Source organism: Deinococcus planocerae (genome assembly GCF_002869765.1).
In the GTDB taxonomy this organism is placed as follows: Bacteria; Deinococcota; Deinococci; order Deinococcales; family Deinococcaceae; genus Deinococcus; species Deinococcus planocerae.
Genome location: NZ_PNOR01000019.1, coordinates 1 through 16,696, shown reverse-complemented (window position 1 = coordinate 16,696; position 16,696 = coordinate 1). Strand labels below are relative to the sequence as shown.

Sequence of the window (16,696 nt, the reverse complement as noted above, 5' to 3'; positions counted from 1 at the left end):
TGTGGCGTCGAAGGGGCCGTGCGCGTGACCGGAGCCCCCGCGTGCAGGTCAGTCCCCGGACGGCTTGCGCTCGGGGGCCTTGCCGCTCCGGGAGGACTGGCCGCCTTTGCGGCCCGCCTCGCGCGCCTCTTCCGAGGTGAAGCGGTGGGCGTTGCCGCTCTGGTGGGCCGCCCGTCCGCCCAGGCTGGCGATCTCGCGCTGCCGCCCCGGGTCCATCGCCGCGAAGCCGCGCCGCGCCGTGCTGCCCGTCGTGCTCGTTCTCGTCATGGTCGTTCCTCCTCAGCCGGGTTCGTCGTCCTGACCGAGTTCCCATTCTGGGAGGTGGGAGTGCCCCGCCCCGCAAAGCTGGCTAAAGCCGAGCTTCCCCCATTCTGGCGGCCTTACGAGAGAGGGGTGAAGAAGGCTTCACGTGAGGCTCATAGAGGGGGGCCCCACCCACGCCGGGCCTAGACCGCCGGGAGGGTGAAGAAGAACGTGGTGCCCTCGCCGGGACGCGATTCGAGCCACAGCCGCCCGCCGTGGGCCTCGACGATCTTTTTGCACACGGCGAGGCCGATCCCCGTGCCCTCGAACTCCTCGCGGCCATGCAGGCGCTGGAAGATCACGAAGATGCGCTCGAAGTACTGCCCCTCGATGCCGATGCCGTTGTCGGCAACCTGAAACCGCCAGAAGGCGCCCTCACGCTCGGCGCGGACGTGGACCCTGGGCGCCGCGCCCTCGCGGCGGTACTTCAGGGCGTTCGAGATCAGGTTTTGCAGCAGTTGGTCGAGCTGCCCCGCGTCGGCGCGCACCTGGGACAGGGGGCCCCGGGTCAGCTCGCCGCCGAGCGATTCGACCTCCCCGGCGAAGCGCGCGGCCACCGCGTCGAAGATGGCGGCGGCGTCCGAGACCTCCTCGCGGCGGGGGCGGGTGTTCAGGCGCGAGAAGCCCAGCAGGTCGTCCACCAGCCGCTTCATATGCTGGCCGTTCTCCACGATCTGCCCGAGGTAGAGCCGCCCGCGCTCGTCGAGTCCCTCCCCGTAGCGGCGCAAGATCAGCTCGGAAAAGCTCGTCACCGCGCGCAGCGGGGCCTGGAGGTCGTGGGAGGCGACGTAGGCGAACTGTTCGAGTTCGGCGTTCGAGCGGCGCAACTCCTCGTTCGACCGGCGCAGCCGCTCCTCCGCCTCGCGGCGCTCGGTCACGTCCTTGATCAATCCGACGAGCCGGGTCACCCCCCCCGGCCCCCACATGAAGTGCCCGTCGGTCTCGACCTCGCGCACGCTGCCGTCCTTGCGGATCACCCGGAAGCCCAGGTGGAGGGTGCCGCCCTCCCGGACCACCTGCGCGACCTCGGCGCGGAAGGCGGGGCGGTCGTCGGGGTGGATCAGGCGCTCGGTCCAGGGGGCCGGCCCGCCGCTCAGCTCCCCCGGGGTGTAGCCGGTCACCGCCTCGACCGGGCCGCCGTACACGATCTGGCCCGTCGAGGCGTTCCAGTCGTACAGCACGTGCCCCGAGCCCTGCACCGCGACCTCGTAGCGTTCGCGCCACTCGGCGACCTCCCCGGTGCGCCGTGCGAGGTCCGAGACCTCCTGCGCGCGCTCCAGGGCGATCCCGAGGCTGCGCACCACCGTCTCCAGCACCACCCGGTCGGTCCCGGTCCAGGCCCGCGCGTCGAACAGCACCGTGATGAAAACCCCGACCACCTCCCCGTGCCGCAAGACGGGCAGCGAGGCGACCGTACTCACGTGCTGCACCATCTCCGCCGGGGTGTCGCTGCCGCGGGCGTAGCTGTCCTGGTAGAGGGGCTGCCGGGTGGTCCAGGGCACGTCCACGCTGGGCGTCTCGCCCACGGGCGGCCCCGCGTCGATGAAGGCCTGGAGGTCCGGGTGCCCCACCTCCCCGGTCTGCACCCGGTTGCGCCAGCGCTCCCCCTCGCGTTCGTAGTACAGCGCGTAACCGGGCGTGAGGAGCGAGAGCACGACCTCCTGCGCCCGCCGCACGAGCGCGTGGGGATCGGCGCGCAGGCTGAGGTCGCGGGTGAGGTCGGCAAAGCCCTCCAGCGCCGCCGTGCGGGCTTCGAGTTCGCGGTTTTGGACCGCCTGCCACGCCGCCGCGTCCGAGCGCTCCAGCGCGAGGCCCAGGCCGCGCCCGACCGCCTGGAAGACCGCCCGCTCGCGCTCGGACCAGGCACGGGCGTCCTGGGTGCCCGCCACGAGGACGCTGCGCGGCTGCCCCTCCCGGAAGAAGGGGTAGAAGGCGACCGCCCCGTACGCCTCGGTGTGGGCCACCTCCTCGCGCTCGGGGTTCCAGCCCGACACGAACAGCGGCCTGTGCTCCTCCACCGCCCGCTTGAAGCTCGGCGTGTCCTGGCTCACACCCGCCGCGATGGTGGCGGCCACCTCGGGGGAGAGGTCGTCGGTCCACACCCGCGCCCGCCACAGGCCGCCGCCCGGCTTGTAGTACGCCACGCTCACGTTCCCGAGGTTCGCCCGCAGCACCTCGCCCGCCCGCCGCGCCAGGGCGAACACGTCCGTCTCGCTGCCGACCGCCTCCGTAAAGGCCACGAAGGCGTCGAGCGCCGCCGCCGACTCCGCCAGCCGCTGCGCCGCCGCCGCCCGCTCCAGCGCGAGCCCCAGGGTGTCCGCCGCCCGCTCCAGCAGCCGCCGTTCCTCCGCCCGCCACACCGCCGGGCCCACGGGCCGCCACACCACCAGAAAGCCCTCCAGCGTGCCGTCCGGCGTGCGGATGGGCTCGAAGCCGCCCGCGAGCGCCGGGAAGGAGGAGATCGCCCCCGGCGCCGCCCGGTAGTCGTCCACGTACACGCCGCGTCCCTCCCGCGCGACCTGCCGCAGCAGCGGGGTGTCGTCCAGCCTGAGTTCGGGGCGGGTCATGTACTCGGCGATGGGCCCCGGCGTGTCGCCCCAGATCGTCGGGAGGCGAATCTGGTCGCCGCCCAGCCGCACCACCAACATGCTCTGCGCCCCCAGCGCCGGGCCGATCAGGTCGAGCGCGAACTGCGACACCTCCTCCGGAGTCCCCGCCCGTTGCAGGGCCCCCGAGAGCGCCGCGATGAGTTCGGCGTCCCGCCGCGCCCCTTGCACCTCGCCCACCCGGGCCTCCAGGTGGCGGGCGAGCAAGCCGTCCCCACCCACCTCGCTCGCCGTCCCCACCCAGGAGTCCCCCGGGTCCCCCCCGGCGGGCTGGGCGCGCAGGGAGACGGGGTGGAACGTGCCGTCCGCGGCACGCAGGCGGTACTCGCCCTCGAAGGGGGTTCCCTGGGCCCGGGCCGCGTTCCAGCGCTCCAGCGCCCCCGCCCGCTCCTCGGGATGGAGGACCTCCGTGAAGAGCGTGCCCAGCACCTGCGCTGCGCTCTGCCCCGTCACCGTCTGCCACGCGCGGTTGACGAAGGTCAGCTCGCCCTGCGCGGTGCACGTCCACGCGGGGGTCGGCAGCGCGTCGTAGGGGTGGGGGGCAGAGGCGGGCGCCGGGCGGTCCTCCACGCGCCCCTGGGAAAAGTCCATGCGGGGATTCTAGCGTTGAGCGGCTCGCCGCCCGGTGGGGGCCCCCCGATGTTCGGCCCGGGGCCAGCTTCCTCACAGCGGTGGCCGGACAAGGTGAGGGTCTTCCCCTCAATTTGTCCGGCCCGAGCAGAGCGAGCGACCGTGATCAGAGCCTCCTCCGTGGAGTTGATGGGCCGCAGCTTGTCCCTTCGACGTCACGGAGGACCGCGACCAGGCCAGACGCGAGTCGGCAGCACCCCCCACGGCCATTGCGTCAAGGGGACTCACGCCTTTCTCGCCGGACGGCCCTCGCCCATCCCATGATCTTCGACCGGGTGGAGCCGGAGGGCTGCCCGGAGCAGAGGCCCTTCGCCGGAGGAAAGGTGGGTCGAAAAGGGAGGGCGCCACCCGACCCCGAGCGGCACCCTTTGCCCTTGGAAGCCTCAGCGCGGCAGCTCGCTCGTCCCCATCAGGAACTCGTCCACCGCCCGCGCCGCCTGCCGCCCCTCGCGGATGGCCCACACGACGAGGGACTGGCCCCGGCGCATGTCGCCCGCCGCGAAGACCCCCGGGGCGTTGGTGACGTAGCCCCCCACCTCGTCCGTCGTGGCCTGGGCGTTGCCGCGCTGGTCCTTCTTCACCCCGAACACGTCGAGGATGCTCCCCACCGGGCTCACGAAGCCCATCGCCAGCAGCACGAGGTCGGCGGGCATGACCTCCTCGCTGCCGGGGACCTCGCTCATCTTGCCGCCCTGCCACTCCAGCCGCACGGTCTTGAGGGCCGTCACGCGCCCGCCTTCCCCGATGAATTCCTTGGTGGCGATGGCGAACTCGCGCTCGCCGCCTTCCTCGTGGCTGGAGGAGGTGCGGAGCTTTTGCGGCCAGTACGGCCACGTCAGCGGCTTGTTCTCGTGCTCGGGCGGCATGGGGAGCAGCTCGAACTGGGTGACCTTCGCCGCCCCGTGGCGGTGCGAGGTGCCCATGCAGTCCGATCCCGTGTCGCCGCCGCCGATCACGACGACGTGCTTGCCCTCGGCGCGAATCTGCCCGGGAAGGGTGTCGCCCGCGTTCACCCGGTTCTGCTGCGGCAGGAACTCCATCGCGAAGTGGACGCCTTGCAGGTCCCGTCCGGGAACGGGCAGGTCGCGCGGCTGCTCGGCCCCGCCCGCCAGGAGCACGGCGTCGAAGGTGCGGGTCAGCTCCTCGGGCGAGACCGTCTCCCGCGCGAGGTTCGGGACCGTCGAGCCCTCCGGCATCGTCCCGACGAGCACCCCCGTGCGGAAGGTCACCCCCTCCGCCTCCATCTGCCGGGTGCGGCGGTCGATCAGGCCCTTGTCGAGCTTGAAGTCGGGGATGCCGTACCTGAGCAGGCCGCCGATGCGGTCGTTCTTCTCGAAGACGGTCACGTCGTGCCCAGCCCGCGCCAATTGCTGCGCCGCCGCGAGCCCCGCCGGGCCCGAGCCGACGACCGCGACCCGCTTGCCCGTCTTGTAGGGCGGCGGCTGGGGAGAGACCCACCCCTCCTGCCATGCGCGGTCGATGATCGCGCGCTCGATGGACTTGATACCCACCGGCTCGTCGCTCGTCAGGTTCAGGGTGCAGGCGGCCTCGCAGGGGGCGGGGCAGATGCGGCCCGTGAACTCGGGGAAGTTATTCGTGGCGTGCAGGGCGTCGATGGCCGCGCGCCAGTTGTTCCCGTACACGAGGTCGTTCCAGTCGGGAATCAGGTTGTTGACCGGGCAGCCGTTGTTGCAAAAAGGGACGCCGCAGTCCATACAGCGGGCCGCCTGCACCTGCGACTGCTCGACGTTGAGTTCGTGGACGAATTCGTTGTGGTTCTTCAGGCGCTCGTCGATGGGCTCGTACGCCTCTTTGACGCGCCGGTACTCCAGAAAGCCCGTGATTTTTCCCATCCTCGCTCCTTGATGCAGGGGCGGCGGGAGACTGGCCCTCGCCGCCCCAGGTCGCTCACTTCGTCAGGACGCCCTGCCCGGTGGCCTCGCCGACCTCCGCCGGTCCGTGCCCCGCGTCCGAGTGCAGTTCGCCCAGCGCCCGCTCGTACTCGCGCGGGAAGACCTTGACGAACCTCGGCATCTCCCGTTCCCAGTTGTCGAGGAGGTCGCGCGCCCGCAGCGAACCCGTCCAGGTGTGGTGGTCTTCGAGAAGCTGGCGCAGTTGTGCCTCGTCCGTCTGCCCCCGGTGCCAGAAGCGGCGCTCGATGGTCGCCTCCTGCTCGCCCGCGGGGACCACTCGGTCCAGGCTCACCATCGCCGTGTTGCAGCGCGAGGCGAAGGAGCCGTCCTCGTCGTACACGTAGGCGATGCCGCCCGACATGCCCGCCGCGAAGTTGCGCCCCGTCCGGCCCAGCACGACCACCGTGCCGCCCGTCATGTACTCGCAGCCGTGGTCACCCGTGCCCTCCACGACCGCCGTCGCGCCCGAGAGCCGGACCGCGAACCGCTCGCCCGCCACGCCCCGGAAGAACGCCTCGCCCGAGGTCGCGCCGTACAGCACCGTGTTGCCCACGATGATGTTCTTCGTCGCGTCTCCCCGGAAGTCGATGCTGGGACGCACCGCGACCCGCCCGCCCGACAGGCCCTTGCCGGTGTAGTCGTTCGCGTCGCCGATCAGGTACAGCGTCACCCCAGGCGCCAGGAACGCCCCGAAGCTCTGCCCGCCGTGCCCCTCCATCTGGATGAAGATGGTCATGTCGGGCAGGCCGTCCGGGTGGCGGCGGATCACCTCGCCCGAGAGCATCGCGCCGACCGTGCGGTTCACGTTGCGCGCGTCCTCGAGGAGCTGGACCTTCTCGCCGCGCTCCAGGGCAGGACGGCACTTCTCGATCAGGGTCACGTCGAGCGCCCGCTCCAGGCCGTGGTCCTGCGTCTCCACATGGCGACGGGCCACTTCGCTTGGCACGGCGGGCACGTGGAAGAGGCGGGAGAAGTCGAGGCCCTGCGCCTTCCAGTGTTCGATGCCCTGCTTGGTGTCGAGCAGGTCCGCGCGGCCAATGAGGTCGTCGAACTTGCGGATGCCCAGGGAGGCCATCAACTCGCGCACCTCCTCCGCCACGAAGAAGAAGTAGTTGATGACGTGCTCGGGCTTGCCCGTGAACTTCTGCCGCAGCACCGGGTCCTGGGTCGCCACCCCCACCGGACAGGTGTTGAGGTGACACTTGCGCATCATGATGCAGCCCTCGGCGACGAGCGGCGCGGTGGCGAAGCCGAATTCGTCCGCGCCCAGAAGCGCCCCGATCACCACGTCGCGCCCGGTCTTCATCTGCCCGTCGGCCTGAACGCGGATTCGGCTCCGCAGGCGGTTGAGCACCAGCGTCTGCTGCGTCTCCGCCAGCCCCAGTTCCCACGGCGAGCCCGCGTGCTTGATGGAGGACCACGGCGAGGCACCCGTCCCGCCGTCGTGCCCGGCGATCACCACGTGGTCGGCCTTCGCCTTCGCCACGCCCGCCGCGATGGTGCCCACGCCGACCTCCGACACCAGCTTGACCGACACGTCGGCGCGCGGGTTGGCGTTCTTGAGGTCGTGGATAAGCTGCGCGAGGTCCTCGATGGAGTAAATGTCGTGGTGTGGGGGAGGGGAGATCAGACCCACGCCGGGAACGGAGTGCCGCAGCATCCCGATGTACTCGCTCACCTTGCCGCCGGGGAGCTGCCCGCCCTCGCCCGGCTTGGCCCCCTGCGCCATCTTGATCTGAATCTGGTCGGCGGAGACGAGGTATTCCGTCGTCACCCCGAAGCGGCCCGACGCCACCTGCTTGATCTTCGACCGCAGCGAGTCGCCGTCCTGAAGTTCGTAGTCGGCGGCAGACTCGACGCGGCCCTCGCCGAGGATGTCCGCGAGCCGGGTGCCCGCCGTGATCGTCTCACCACTCATTTCCCCGCGATACCGCGCCGGGTCCTCTCCGCCCTCGCCCGTGTTCGACTTGCCGCCGATGCGGTTCATGGCAACGGCGAGGGTGGTGTGCGCCTCGGTGCTGATCGAGCCGAGGGACATCGCGCCCGTAGCGAACCGCTTGACGATCTCGGCGGCGGGCTCCACTTCATCCAGCGGGATCGCCTTCTCCGGGTCGGCTTTCAGTTCAAATAGGCCGCGCAGGGTCATGTGCCGCCGGGACTGGTCGTTGATGATCCGGGCGTACTCGCGGTACGTCTCGAAGCGGCCCGAGCGCGTCGCGTGCTGGAGCTTGGCGATGGCGTCGGGCGTCCACATGTGCTCCTCGCCCTTCGCCCGCCAGGCGTACTCGCCGCCCACGTCGAGCATGTTCGCCAGGAAGGGGTCCTCCCCGAAGGCCGCGCGGTGGACCCGCAATGCCTCTTCCGCTACCTCGAACACGCCGATGCCGCCCACCTGCGTCGCCGTGCCCCGGAAGTACTTCTGCACGAGGTCCTCGCTCAGCCCGACCGCCTCGAAAATCTGGGCGCCGCAGTACGACATATAAGTGCTGATGCCCATCTTCGACATGACCTTGGACAGCCCCTTGCCCACGCCCTTGATGTAGTTGTGGACGGCCTTTCCCGGCGTCTCCGGGTGCAGGTCCGAGATCGTCTCCAGCGCGAGGTAGGGGTGAATCGCCTCCGCCCCGTACCCGGCCAGAACGGCGAAGTGGTGCACCTCCCGCGCCGAGCCCGTCTCCACGACGAGGCCGGTGGTCGTCCGCAGGCCCTCCCTGACGAGGTGCTGGTGGATGGCGGAGAGGGCGAGCGCGGCGGGAATGGCGACGTGATCGCGGTCCATGCCCCTATCCGTCAGGATCAGGATGTTGTGCCCGGTCTCCAGCGCGTCCACCGCCTCGGCGCGCAGGGAGGCGAGCTTGGCCTCGATGCCCTCGTTGCCCCAGAGGGCCGGGTAACAGATGTTCAGCTCGTAGGGCCTGAACTTCCCGTTCGTCTGCTCCGCGATCCCGCGCAGCCGCGCCATGTCCTCGGGGTCGAGGATGGGCTGCGTGACCTCCAGCCGCAGCGGCGGGTTGACCGCATTGATGTCGAGCAGGTTGGGCCTGGGCCCGATGAAGGACACCAATGACATGACGATAGACTCGCGGATGGGGTCGATGGGCGGGTTCGTCACCTGCGCGAAAAGCTGCCGGAAGTAGTTGTAGAGCGGCTTGTTCCGGCTGGACAGCACCGCGAGCGGCGAGTCGTTGCCCATCGAGCCGACGCCCTCCTCCCCGGCGGCGGCGAGGGGGTTGAGCAGGAACTTGAGGTCTTCTTGCGTGTACCCGAACGCCTGCTGACGGTCGAGCAGGGCCTCGCGCGGGGCCGGGGCGTCCACCCGGGTCGCCATGTCGTCGAGCTTGACGCGGACGTTCTCGATCCACTGCCGGTACGGCTTGGCAGAGGCGTACCGGGACTTCAGCTCCTCGTCCTCGATGATTCGCCCCTCGTCCAGATCGAGGAGGAACATCCGCCCGGGCTGGAGACGCCACTTCTTCACGATCCGGTGCTCGGGGATGGGCAGCACGCCCGCCTCGGACGCCAGCACCACGAGGTCGTCCTTGGTGACGATGTAGCGGGCCGGACGCAACCCGTTGCGGTCGAGGGTCGCGCCGATCTGCCGCCCGTCGGTGAACGCAATCGCGGCGGGGCCGTCCCAGGGCTCCATCATCGCCGCGTGGTACTCGTAGAAGGCGCGGCGGCGCTCGTCCATCCCGGTGTGCTGCTCCCACGCCTCGGGAATCAGCATCATCATCGCGTGGGCGAGGGGGTAGCCCGCCATCGTCAGGAGTTCGAGCGCGTTGTCGAAGGTGGCCGTGTCCGACTGCCCCCGCAGGCTGATGGGGTAGAGCTTGCGGAGGTCGCCGTTGAGGACGGGGGACTTCATCACGCCTTCCCGCGCCCGCATCCAGTTGAAGTTGCCCTTCACCGTGTTGATCTCACCGTTGTGCGCGACCATGCGGTAGGGGTGGGCCAGATACCACTCGGGAAAGGTGTTCGTCGAGAACCGCTGGTGCACGAGCGCGAGGGCCGACACCACCCGCTCGTCTTGCAAGTCGAGGTAATACTGGCCGACCTGCCCGGCGAGCAGCAGGCCCTTATAAATAACCGTGCGGCACGACATGGAGGGCACGTAATACTCGCGCCCGTGGGTGAGCTTGAGCCGCAGGATGGCGAGCGAGGCCCGCTTGCGGATCACGTACAGCTTGCGCTCCAGCGCGTCCGGCACCAGGATGTCCGTCCCGTGGCCGATGAAGACCTGCCGGATGACGGGTTCCTTGGCGCGCACCGTCGGGGACATCGGCATCTCGCGGTCTACCGGCACGTCGCGCCAGCCGAGGAGGACCTGTCCCTCGGCCTTGATCGCCCGCTCCAGCTCCTGCTCGCAGGCGAGGCGCGAGGCGTGTTCCTTGGGCAAGAAGATCATGCCGACGCCGTACTCGCCGGGCCTGGGCAGCGTCACGCCCTGTTTGCTCATCTCGGCGCGGTAGAACTCGTCGGGAATCTGAATAAGAATTCCGGCCCCGTCGCCCATCAGCTCGTCGGCGCCGACGGCCCCCCGGTGGTCGAGGTTTTCCAAGATCCTCAGCCCCTGGCTGACGATCTCGTGGGACTTCTGGCCCCGCATGTGGGCGATGAAGCCGACGCCGCACGCGTCGTGTTCGTGCTCGCGGCGGTACAGGCCGTGTTCGGTGAGTGCCCCGATCTCTCGGGGGGAGGGCGGGTGCTGGTCGTCGTGGTCCATGAGGCACTCCTCTCTTCGGCCTCTTGCGCGGCCTCGTCCTTTGACCTCAAAGCATACGAAGACTGCATAAATACTCGGGTGGGGTTGTCCATGTGTGGTGTAGACGGCAGGGCCTCCCTGTGCGCGCAGGGATGGGCCGCCGCGTGGGCCAGGCCACATCTCCACTGGCACTTGTGAACTTCCGGACAAGAGGGATGAGGCCACGCTGATAAAATGGAGGAATCATGAACAGCCTGAGGGGAAGAACTTGAGCCGGTCCGCTCTGCTCGCCCGGTTGCGGGCCCTCTTCGCGCTGGCCCGGCTCGTGCAGACCCGGGGGTGGCGGGAGGCGCAGGCGCTCGAACTCGCCCACGACGCGCGGCGCCGGGCCCTGCTGCGGGCCGGGGCGGCGGGCGCGGCGGGGCTGGCGCTGGGCTCCCGCGTCTCGGCGCAGACGCCCACCCTGCCGGGGGTGCGGGGGAAGGCCGCAGGCGCTGGTCCGGTGGTCGTCGTGGGGGCGGGTCTCGCGGGGCTCACGGCGGCGTACCGGCTGCGGCGGGCCGGGGTGCCCGTGCGGGGGTACGAGGCGGGGCAGCGGGTGGGCGGACGCGTGTTCACCCAGTACGGCGTTTTCGGGGGGCGGCACGTCGAACTCGGGGGCGAGTTCATCGACACGGGGCACACGTCCATCCGCCGCCTCGCGGGCGAACTCGGGGTGGGGCTGCGCGACCTGCTCGCGGGCGACGCGGGGGACAGGCTGCTGCCCGAGGTCTTCGAGTTCGGCGGGCGGCAATACACCGACCCCCAGGTGCTCGAAGCCTTCGGGCCCCTCGCGCGGCGGATCGAGGCGGACCTCGCCTCGCTGAACGTGGAGTCCGTGAGCTACCAGACCCCCGGCAACGCGGCGGGCCTCGACCGCACCTCCCTGCGCGACTACCTCGACCGCCCCGACGTGCCCCGCTTCCTGCGCGACCTGATCGAGGTGGCCTACGTCACCGAGTACGGCCTGGAGGCGACCGAGCAGTCGAGCCTGAACCTGATCTACCTCATCGGCACCCGGCCCGAGCGCTTCGAGATCTTCGGGGTCAGCGACATGCGCTACACCGCCGAGGAGGGCAACGGCGCGATTCCCAGGCGGCTGGGGCAACTGCTGGCCTCCGACCTCGACCTCGGCGCCCGCCTGGAGGCGCTGACGCAGGCGAGTGACGGGCGCTACACCCTCACCTTCGCCCGCGGCGGGAGCTCGCAGGAGGTGCGTGCCTCCCGCGTCATCCTGGCGCTGCCCTTCAGCGTGCTGCGCGGGGTGGAGCTGCGTCTGCCCCTTCCCGAGGTCAAGCGGCGTTCCATCGAGACCATCGGGTACGGCACGAACGCCAAGCTCATCGCGGGCTTCTCCGAGCGCGTGTGGCGCACCCGCCACGGCTCGAACGGCTACACCTACTCCGACCGGGCCTTCCAGACGACCTGGGAGAGCAGCCGCACGCCGAACGCGGCGGGACCCGCGGGCGCCCTGACGAACTTCGTGGGCGGGCGCCGCGGCGTGGAGGTCGGCACGGGGGACGCCGAGGCCCACGTGTCGGCCTGGCTCGCCGAGATGGAGCGGGTGTTCCCGGGCATCCGGGGGGCGCGCGACGCTTCTCCCGCCATCCGCGCCCACTGGCCGGGCCATGCCCTCTCCCTGGGTTCCTACTCCGCCTACCGGGTGGGCCAGTGGACCACCATCGGCGGGGCCGAGGCCGAGCCCGTCGGCGGGGTGCACTTTGCGGGCGAACACACCGGCGGCACCTTCCAGGGCTTCATGGAGGGTGCGTGCGCGAGCGGTGAGCGTGCGGCGGCGGAGGTCCTCGCCGCCCTGGGCCGGGGCGCGAAGGCGGGCTAGGCGCGTTCCCCGTGTGGTGTGCGTGGGACGCCGCGCTCCGGCCCTGCTCTAGGGCTGACCTCGCCTCTCCTCACCCAGCGCGGCGAGGACGCGAAACCTTAGGCCACACGTGAGAATGGGTACCGGGGTTTGTAGGACTGTCCGCGTCCCTGCCGCCCATTTTCGTCATTCACCATTTCAGGACACTCACCAGTTTCTGATGAAATGTTAACTTTTGCCTTGACGCGGGCGGGTGCCTTTTTTCATCCTGCCCTATGCTCGCCTACAACAAGGATATGTTCGTCCGCATCGAGGAGTTCGGTGGGCCGCGCGCGCCCATGCCCCGTCCGCTGGAGAGCGGGTTTTCCAGGAACCGCCTGTACCGGGTGCTGGGCATCTACTCGCCGTCGGAAACCGCCGAGGCCTACTTCATCCTGCCCAACGACCGCGACGAGATCTGGTTCATCAGCCAGCGGCATGTGCGCTTCGGGGCGCTGGAGGAGACCGGGGCGCAGCACCTGCCCCTGCCCGCCGGGCGCGCTCTCGAACTGCCCCACCCGGACCGTTCCGACGGCGGGCCCTCCATTCAGGCCGCGCCGCCCGCCTGAGCCGCCCCCCATCGCCCTGGGGCGTCAGGCGCTCTCCCGGCCCGTCCACGCCGCGATAAGGGCCAGGGACGTCAGGGTGAGGGCGGCCCCCCACCACTGGAGGGGGGAGAGCCACTCGCCGAGCACCACGAAGGCGAAGACGATCACGAAGACCGGCCCCAGCGTGAAGAGCAGCGACACGGTGCTCGCGCTCAGGCGCCGCAGCGCGGTCAGGAAGAGCCAGAACGGCACCGCGTACTGGAAGACCCCCGCCAGCCCCGCCCACGCCCAGGTGGCGGGGCTGATCTTCCCCAGGGCCGCCCCCTCCCCACGAGTCAGCGCCAGCCCCCAGACGGCGAGCACGACCGCGAGCCCGAGCGTCTGATGCAGCGCCGTGAGAAGCAGCGGGGGCGTTTCCGGCGCGGCGGCGGCGGGGCGGCTCACGACCCCGTACAGCGCGGCGAACACCGTGCCGCCCAGCACCAGCCCCACTCCGGCCCAGGTGTTCGCCCCTCCCTCCTGCGGGGCGCCCAGCGCCACGAGCATCACGCCCAGGGTGGCGAGCCCGGCGAGCACCGCCGTGACCCGGCCCACCCGCTCACCGAGCAGCGCCCGCGCGAAGAGCAGCCCGAACACCGTCTCGCACGAGTTGAGCAAGGAGAAGGTGTTCGCGCTCGTCAGGACGAGGCCGAGGAGCAGCAACAGGTTGGCGACCCCCGGTTGCAGCAGGCCCGGCCAGCCCAGCCGCGCCCACGCGCCGCGCGGCACCCGCCCACCCCTCAGCAGCAGGGCGCCCCACAGCAGGGCCACGCTCACCCCGAGCTGCCACGCAAGCAGGGTGACCGGCGGCATCCGGCCCAGCAGCACCTTCTCCACCACGGTCGAGCTGCTCCACAGCGCCACGGCGAGGATGCCGGGTGCCAGGGCGCCGAGCGTGGCGGAGGGGAGGAGACGCAGGGGATGTTCCATCGGGACGGGCCAGAGGATACGGCTTTCCCGGAGGCCGTGCCGTTGAGAATTTCCCGGTCACGGAACGACACGCCTCGCCCGGACGGGGACGCGGGCGCAAGAATCCCACGGCCAGGCCCCGCGCCGCGTTCCAGGACAGTTCCTTGGACTCGCAGTCGGGCCGTTCAGGAGGCCCGGTCCCGTCGCCTCGGGCGGCCTGGAGCGTTGGGCCTGACCTCCGTGCGGTGTCCCACGAACGCTAGGCGCCCACCCGCAGGGTCTCCTCGCTGAGGTACCGGCGCAGGTCCCCCTCACCCAGGGGGCGGGCGTAGAGGTAGCCCTGGGCGAGCGGGCAGCCCAGCGCGACGAGCATGTCACGCTGCCCCGGCGTCTCCAGACCCTCGGCGACGACCGTGAGGCCGAGGTCGCCCGCCATGTGGATGATCGAGGCGACGATGACCTGCCGCCGGGTGTCGCGCTCGGCGCCCGTCACGAAGGAACGGTCGAGCTTGAGCTTGTCGAGGGGCAACTCCCGCACGAGTTCGAGGCTCGCGTATCCGGTCCCGAAGTCGTCCAGCGCCACCGACACCCCCAGCGCCCGCACCTGCGAGAGCTGCCGGGTGGCCCCGGCGAGGTCGGCCATGACGGCGGTTTCGGTGACCTCGAGTTCGAGTTGCGTGGGCGAAAGCCCGGTGGCGCAGAGGGTGGCCGCCACGTCCCGCGCGAAGCCGGGGTGGCGCAGTTGCACGGCGCTGACGTTCACCGCGACCCTGAGAGGCTGACCCCCCTGCTGCCAGCGGGCCGCGAGCGTGCAGGCCTCGCGCAGTACCCACCCGCCGATCTCGTGGATCAGCCCGCGCTCCTCGGCGATGGGGATGAACTGGGCGGGCGACACGGCCCCGTGCACCGGGCTCTGCCACCTCAGCAGCGCCTCGCAGCTCACCGCCCGCCCCGTGGCGAGTTCGACCACCGGTTGATAGGCCAGCCACAGCTCGCCCCGCCCGAGGACGTCCTGAAGGCTGCGCTCGAGTTCGCTGCGGCGCTGCGCGTCCTGTGAGAGTCCGGCGTGGTACCGCTGTACGCCGCTCCCGACGGCCTTGGCCCCGTACATGGCGAGGTCGGCGTACTTGAGCAGGGCCGACTCGTGCACGTCGTCGTCGGGCCAGAGGCTGATCCCCGCGCTCGCCTGCACCCGCAACTCCACCGCGCTCGTGGGGAGGGGAGGCGCCAGGGTGTCCAGCAGGGCGCGGGTCCGGACGCCGGCGTCCTCGGCGTCCACCTCCGGGAGCAGCACCGCGAACTCGTCGCCGCCCAGCCGCGCGAGCAAGGCCCCCGCGGGTAGCGCCCCGGTCAGCCGCGCGGCAGCCCCCCGCAGCACCTCGTCCCCGACCTCGTGGCCCAGGGTGTCGTTGATCCCCTTGAAGTTGTCGAGGTCGATCAACACCACCGCGAAGGGCCGTCCGTCCCCGATCAGGGCCGCCAGCGTCCGCTTGAAGGCCAGCCGGTTGGGCAGGCCCGTCAGCTCGTCGTGGGTCGCCTGATGTTCCAGCCGCCGCCGACTGTGCTCGGTTTGGTCGAGCAGGGCGTTGAGCGCCTGCCCCAGGTCGCTGAGCTCGTCGCGGCCCCGAACCGGGAAGCGGGTCTGCGGCAGCCCCTGGTGCATGATCGTCCGGACCTGTTGCCGGTAGTGGCCCAGCCGCCTCAGGACGAGCCGTTCCACAAGCTGCATCGTGAGCACCGTGAAGAGCAAGACGACCGCGAACACCGCCACCATGATCGTGCGGGCGGTGACGAGCCCGTTGGCGTGGTCCTCGCGCGCGGCCCCCACCACGAGCGCCAGGGAGGGGCGCCCGGCGAGGTCCCGGACGACGGTGAAGCCCTCCAGCCGCCGCTCGTCGCGCGCCTGCACGAGCACGCCCCCCGGCGCCCGCGCCACCCGCTCGGCGAGGGAGGCGGGCGCGGGCGTGAGGCTCAGGCTCAGCCCGGCGTCGCGCTTGAGGTCGCGCAGCAGCGTGGGGGTCAGCCGCCGCCCCATCACCAGCGTGCCCGCCGACGGCCCCTGTCCCGTGCTCGTCAGGATGGGCCGCGCGGCAAGCAGCCACGACCCGGAAGGCAGCGTCACAATGCCCTGGCGGGTGTCCGCCTCCCCCCGGGGGCGCAGGAAGCTCCCGGCCCGCCGCAACACCTCCTGCCCGAGTCCCCCGGCGGGCACCAGCCGGTGCCCCACGAGGTCGTAGGCCCGCGCGGTCACGAGGTCGCCGCGCCGGTTGAGGAACAGGATCAGGTTGAGCCGCCCGGCCTCGAAGCTCCCCGGAATGAGGTTGGAGGCCTCGAAGGCGCGGGTCGGGCGCCCCACGTACGCGTAGGTGTCGTCCCACGCCGACCAGTTCAGGACGTAGGTGCTCAGGGTCTCCAGCTCGGTGCCCAGCGCCTCAGCGACCCGCAGGGTGTCGGCGTGCATGCGCCGCTCCTCCTGACGGTTGAAACGCGTGACCACCAGCGTGGGCAGCAGCGCCCCCAGCGTCCCCATCAGGCACAGTCCCGCCAGCGCCAGCGCCAGCAGCACCTTGAGCCGCAGCGAAAACCGTGCGACCCTTCGGGAGTGCTCCCTGGGAGAGCGGAAGGTGCCGGGAAAGCCCTTCATTTTTTTAGAATAGCGGCGCTTCCTCACAGGATTCTTACAAGGTTCCCGGGCATCCGGGCCACCCGGACGTTTCCACGCGTCTGCCCGGCGGGCGGCCCATCCGGCCCTCCCAGGAGCTGTACGGGAGCCTCGCCGAGGAAGACGGCCACGACTTCACGCAGAGCGAAGGGCCAAGCGTACGATTTCGCGCTGGTCGTGTCGCTCCTCCCGGAACGCAGCGACCCGCCGCACGGTGAGATTGCATTCCATGAGTATCGGCGAGACGTGTTGCTTCCTGATCAAAGCCATTGATGGCGAGTCAGTCTGAGAAAGAAGAGTCCTGCGTTATCCCAACGCGCCTCATCAACATCGTTGATAACGACGTATAGCTCCCCTGATCTCAGGAGTTGCACCTCGCATAGCGCAGTGAATAGCCGTGCTGGCGGAGAAATTCCGAGTTTCTGCTGAACGTCAGGAGCAGGCGGTTCAAATGAACGTCTGGCATGACCGTCATCAGTGCCAGAGC

Annotated in this window: 8 protein-coding genes; 2 read left to right on the top strand and 6 right to left on the bottom strand. The window is 70.7% G+C overall.

Annotated features, from left to right (window positions below):
- Nucleotides 1-48: 48 nt before the first annotated feature.
- The 4 genes from A7B18_RS12155 to A7B18_RS12130 all read right to left on the bottom strand — a co-directional run bounded on the left by A7B18_RS12155 (nucleotide 49) and on the right by A7B18_RS12130 (nucleotide 10,175).
- Nucleotides 49-267, bottom strand: coding sequence for a KGG domain-containing protein (locus A7B18_RS12155; protein WP_102126965.1), 219 nt, complete (start codon nucleotides 265-267; stop codon nucleotides 49-51).
- A gap of 179 nt (nucleotides 268-446) precedes the next feature.
- A complete protein-coding gene (locus tag A7B18_RS21995) occupies nucleotides 447-3,500 on the bottom strand; it encodes an ATP-binding protein (RefSeq protein WP_180970136.1) in 3,054 nt (1,017 codons plus the stop codon).
- A 422-nt stretch (nucleotides 3,501-3,922) separates the two neighbouring features.
- The gene (locus A7B18_RS12135) at nucleotides 3,923-5,392 is read right to left on the bottom strand and encodes a glutamate synthase subunit beta (RefSeq protein WP_102126964.1); all 1,470 of its coding nucleotides are present in this window, start codon (nucleotides 5,390-5,392) and stop codon (nucleotides 3,923-3,925) included.
- A 55-nt stretch (nucleotides 5,393-5,447) separates the two neighbouring features.
- Nucleotides 5,448-10,175 (bottom strand): glutamate synthase-related protein, encoded by a 4,728-nt coding sequence (locus tag A7B18_RS12130; RefSeq protein WP_102126963.1) that lies wholly within the window; start codon nucleotides 10,173-10,175, stop codon nucleotides 5,448-5,450.
- A gap of 247 nt (nucleotides 10,176-10,422) precedes the next feature.
- Here A7B18_RS12130 and A7B18_RS12125 point away from each other — a divergent pair, with 247 nt between their 5' ends.
- Complete coding sequence (locus tag A7B18_RS12125) at nucleotides 10,423-12,033, top strand: flavin monoamine oxidase family protein (protein WP_180970135.1); 1,611 nt, start codon at nucleotides 10,423-10,425, stop codon at nucleotides 12,031-12,033.
- A gap of 254 nt (nucleotides 12,034-12,287) precedes the next feature.
- Complete coding sequence (locus A7B18_RS12120) at nucleotides 12,288-12,620, top strand: hypothetical protein (protein WP_245872854.1); 333 nt, start codon at nucleotides 12,288-12,290, stop codon at nucleotides 12,618-12,620.
- A gap of 24 nt (nucleotides 12,621-12,644) precedes the next feature.
- On the opposite strand, the gene A7B18_RS12115 is transcribed toward A7B18_RS12120, so the two are convergent.
- Complete coding sequence (locus A7B18_RS12115; RefSeq protein ID WP_102126961.1) at nucleotides 12,645-13,568, bottom strand: DMT family transporter; 924 nt, start codon at nucleotides 13,566-13,568, stop codon at nucleotides 12,645-12,647.
- A 238-nt stretch (nucleotides 13,569-13,806) separates the two neighbouring features.
- The gene (locus A7B18_RS22885) at nucleotides 13,807-16,191 is read right to left on the bottom strand and encodes a putative bifunctional diguanylate cyclase/phosphodiesterase (RefSeq protein ID WP_102126960.1); all 2,385 of its coding nucleotides are present in this window, start codon (nucleotides 16,189-16,191) and stop codon (nucleotides 13,807-13,809) included.
- Nucleotides 16,192-16,696 lie beyond the last annotated feature (505 nt).

Bases quoted from the DNA above. Each gene is read 5' to 3' on its own strand.
- A7B18_RS12120 (WP_245872854.1), top strand. From the start codon at position 12,288: ATGCTCGCCTACAACAAGGATATGTTCGTCCGCATCGAGGAGTTCGGT.
- A7B18_RS12115 (WP_102126961.1), bottom strand. From the start codon at position 13,568: ATGGAACATCCCCTGCGTCTCCTCCCCTCCGCCACGCTCGGCGCCCTG.
- A7B18_RS12135 (WP_102126964.1), bottom strand. From the start codon at position 5,392: ATGGGAAAAATCACGGGCTTTCTGGAGTACCGGCGCGTCAAAGAGGCG.
- A7B18_RS12130 (WP_102126963.1), bottom strand. From the start codon at position 10,175: ATGGACCACGACGACCAGCACCCGCCCTCCCCCCGAGAGATCGGGGCA.
- A7B18_RS22885 (WP_102126960.1), bottom strand. From the start codon at position 16,191: ATGAAGGGCTTTCCCGGCACCTTCCGCTCTCCCAGGGAGCACTCCCGA.
- A7B18_RS21995 (WP_180970136.1), bottom strand. From the start codon at position 3,500: ATGGACTTTTCCCAGGGGCGCGTGGAGGACCGCCCGGCGCCCGCCTCT.
- A7B18_RS12155 (WP_102126965.1), bottom strand. From the start codon at position 267: ATGACGAGAACGAGCACGACGGGCAGCACGGCGCGGCGCGGCTTCGCG.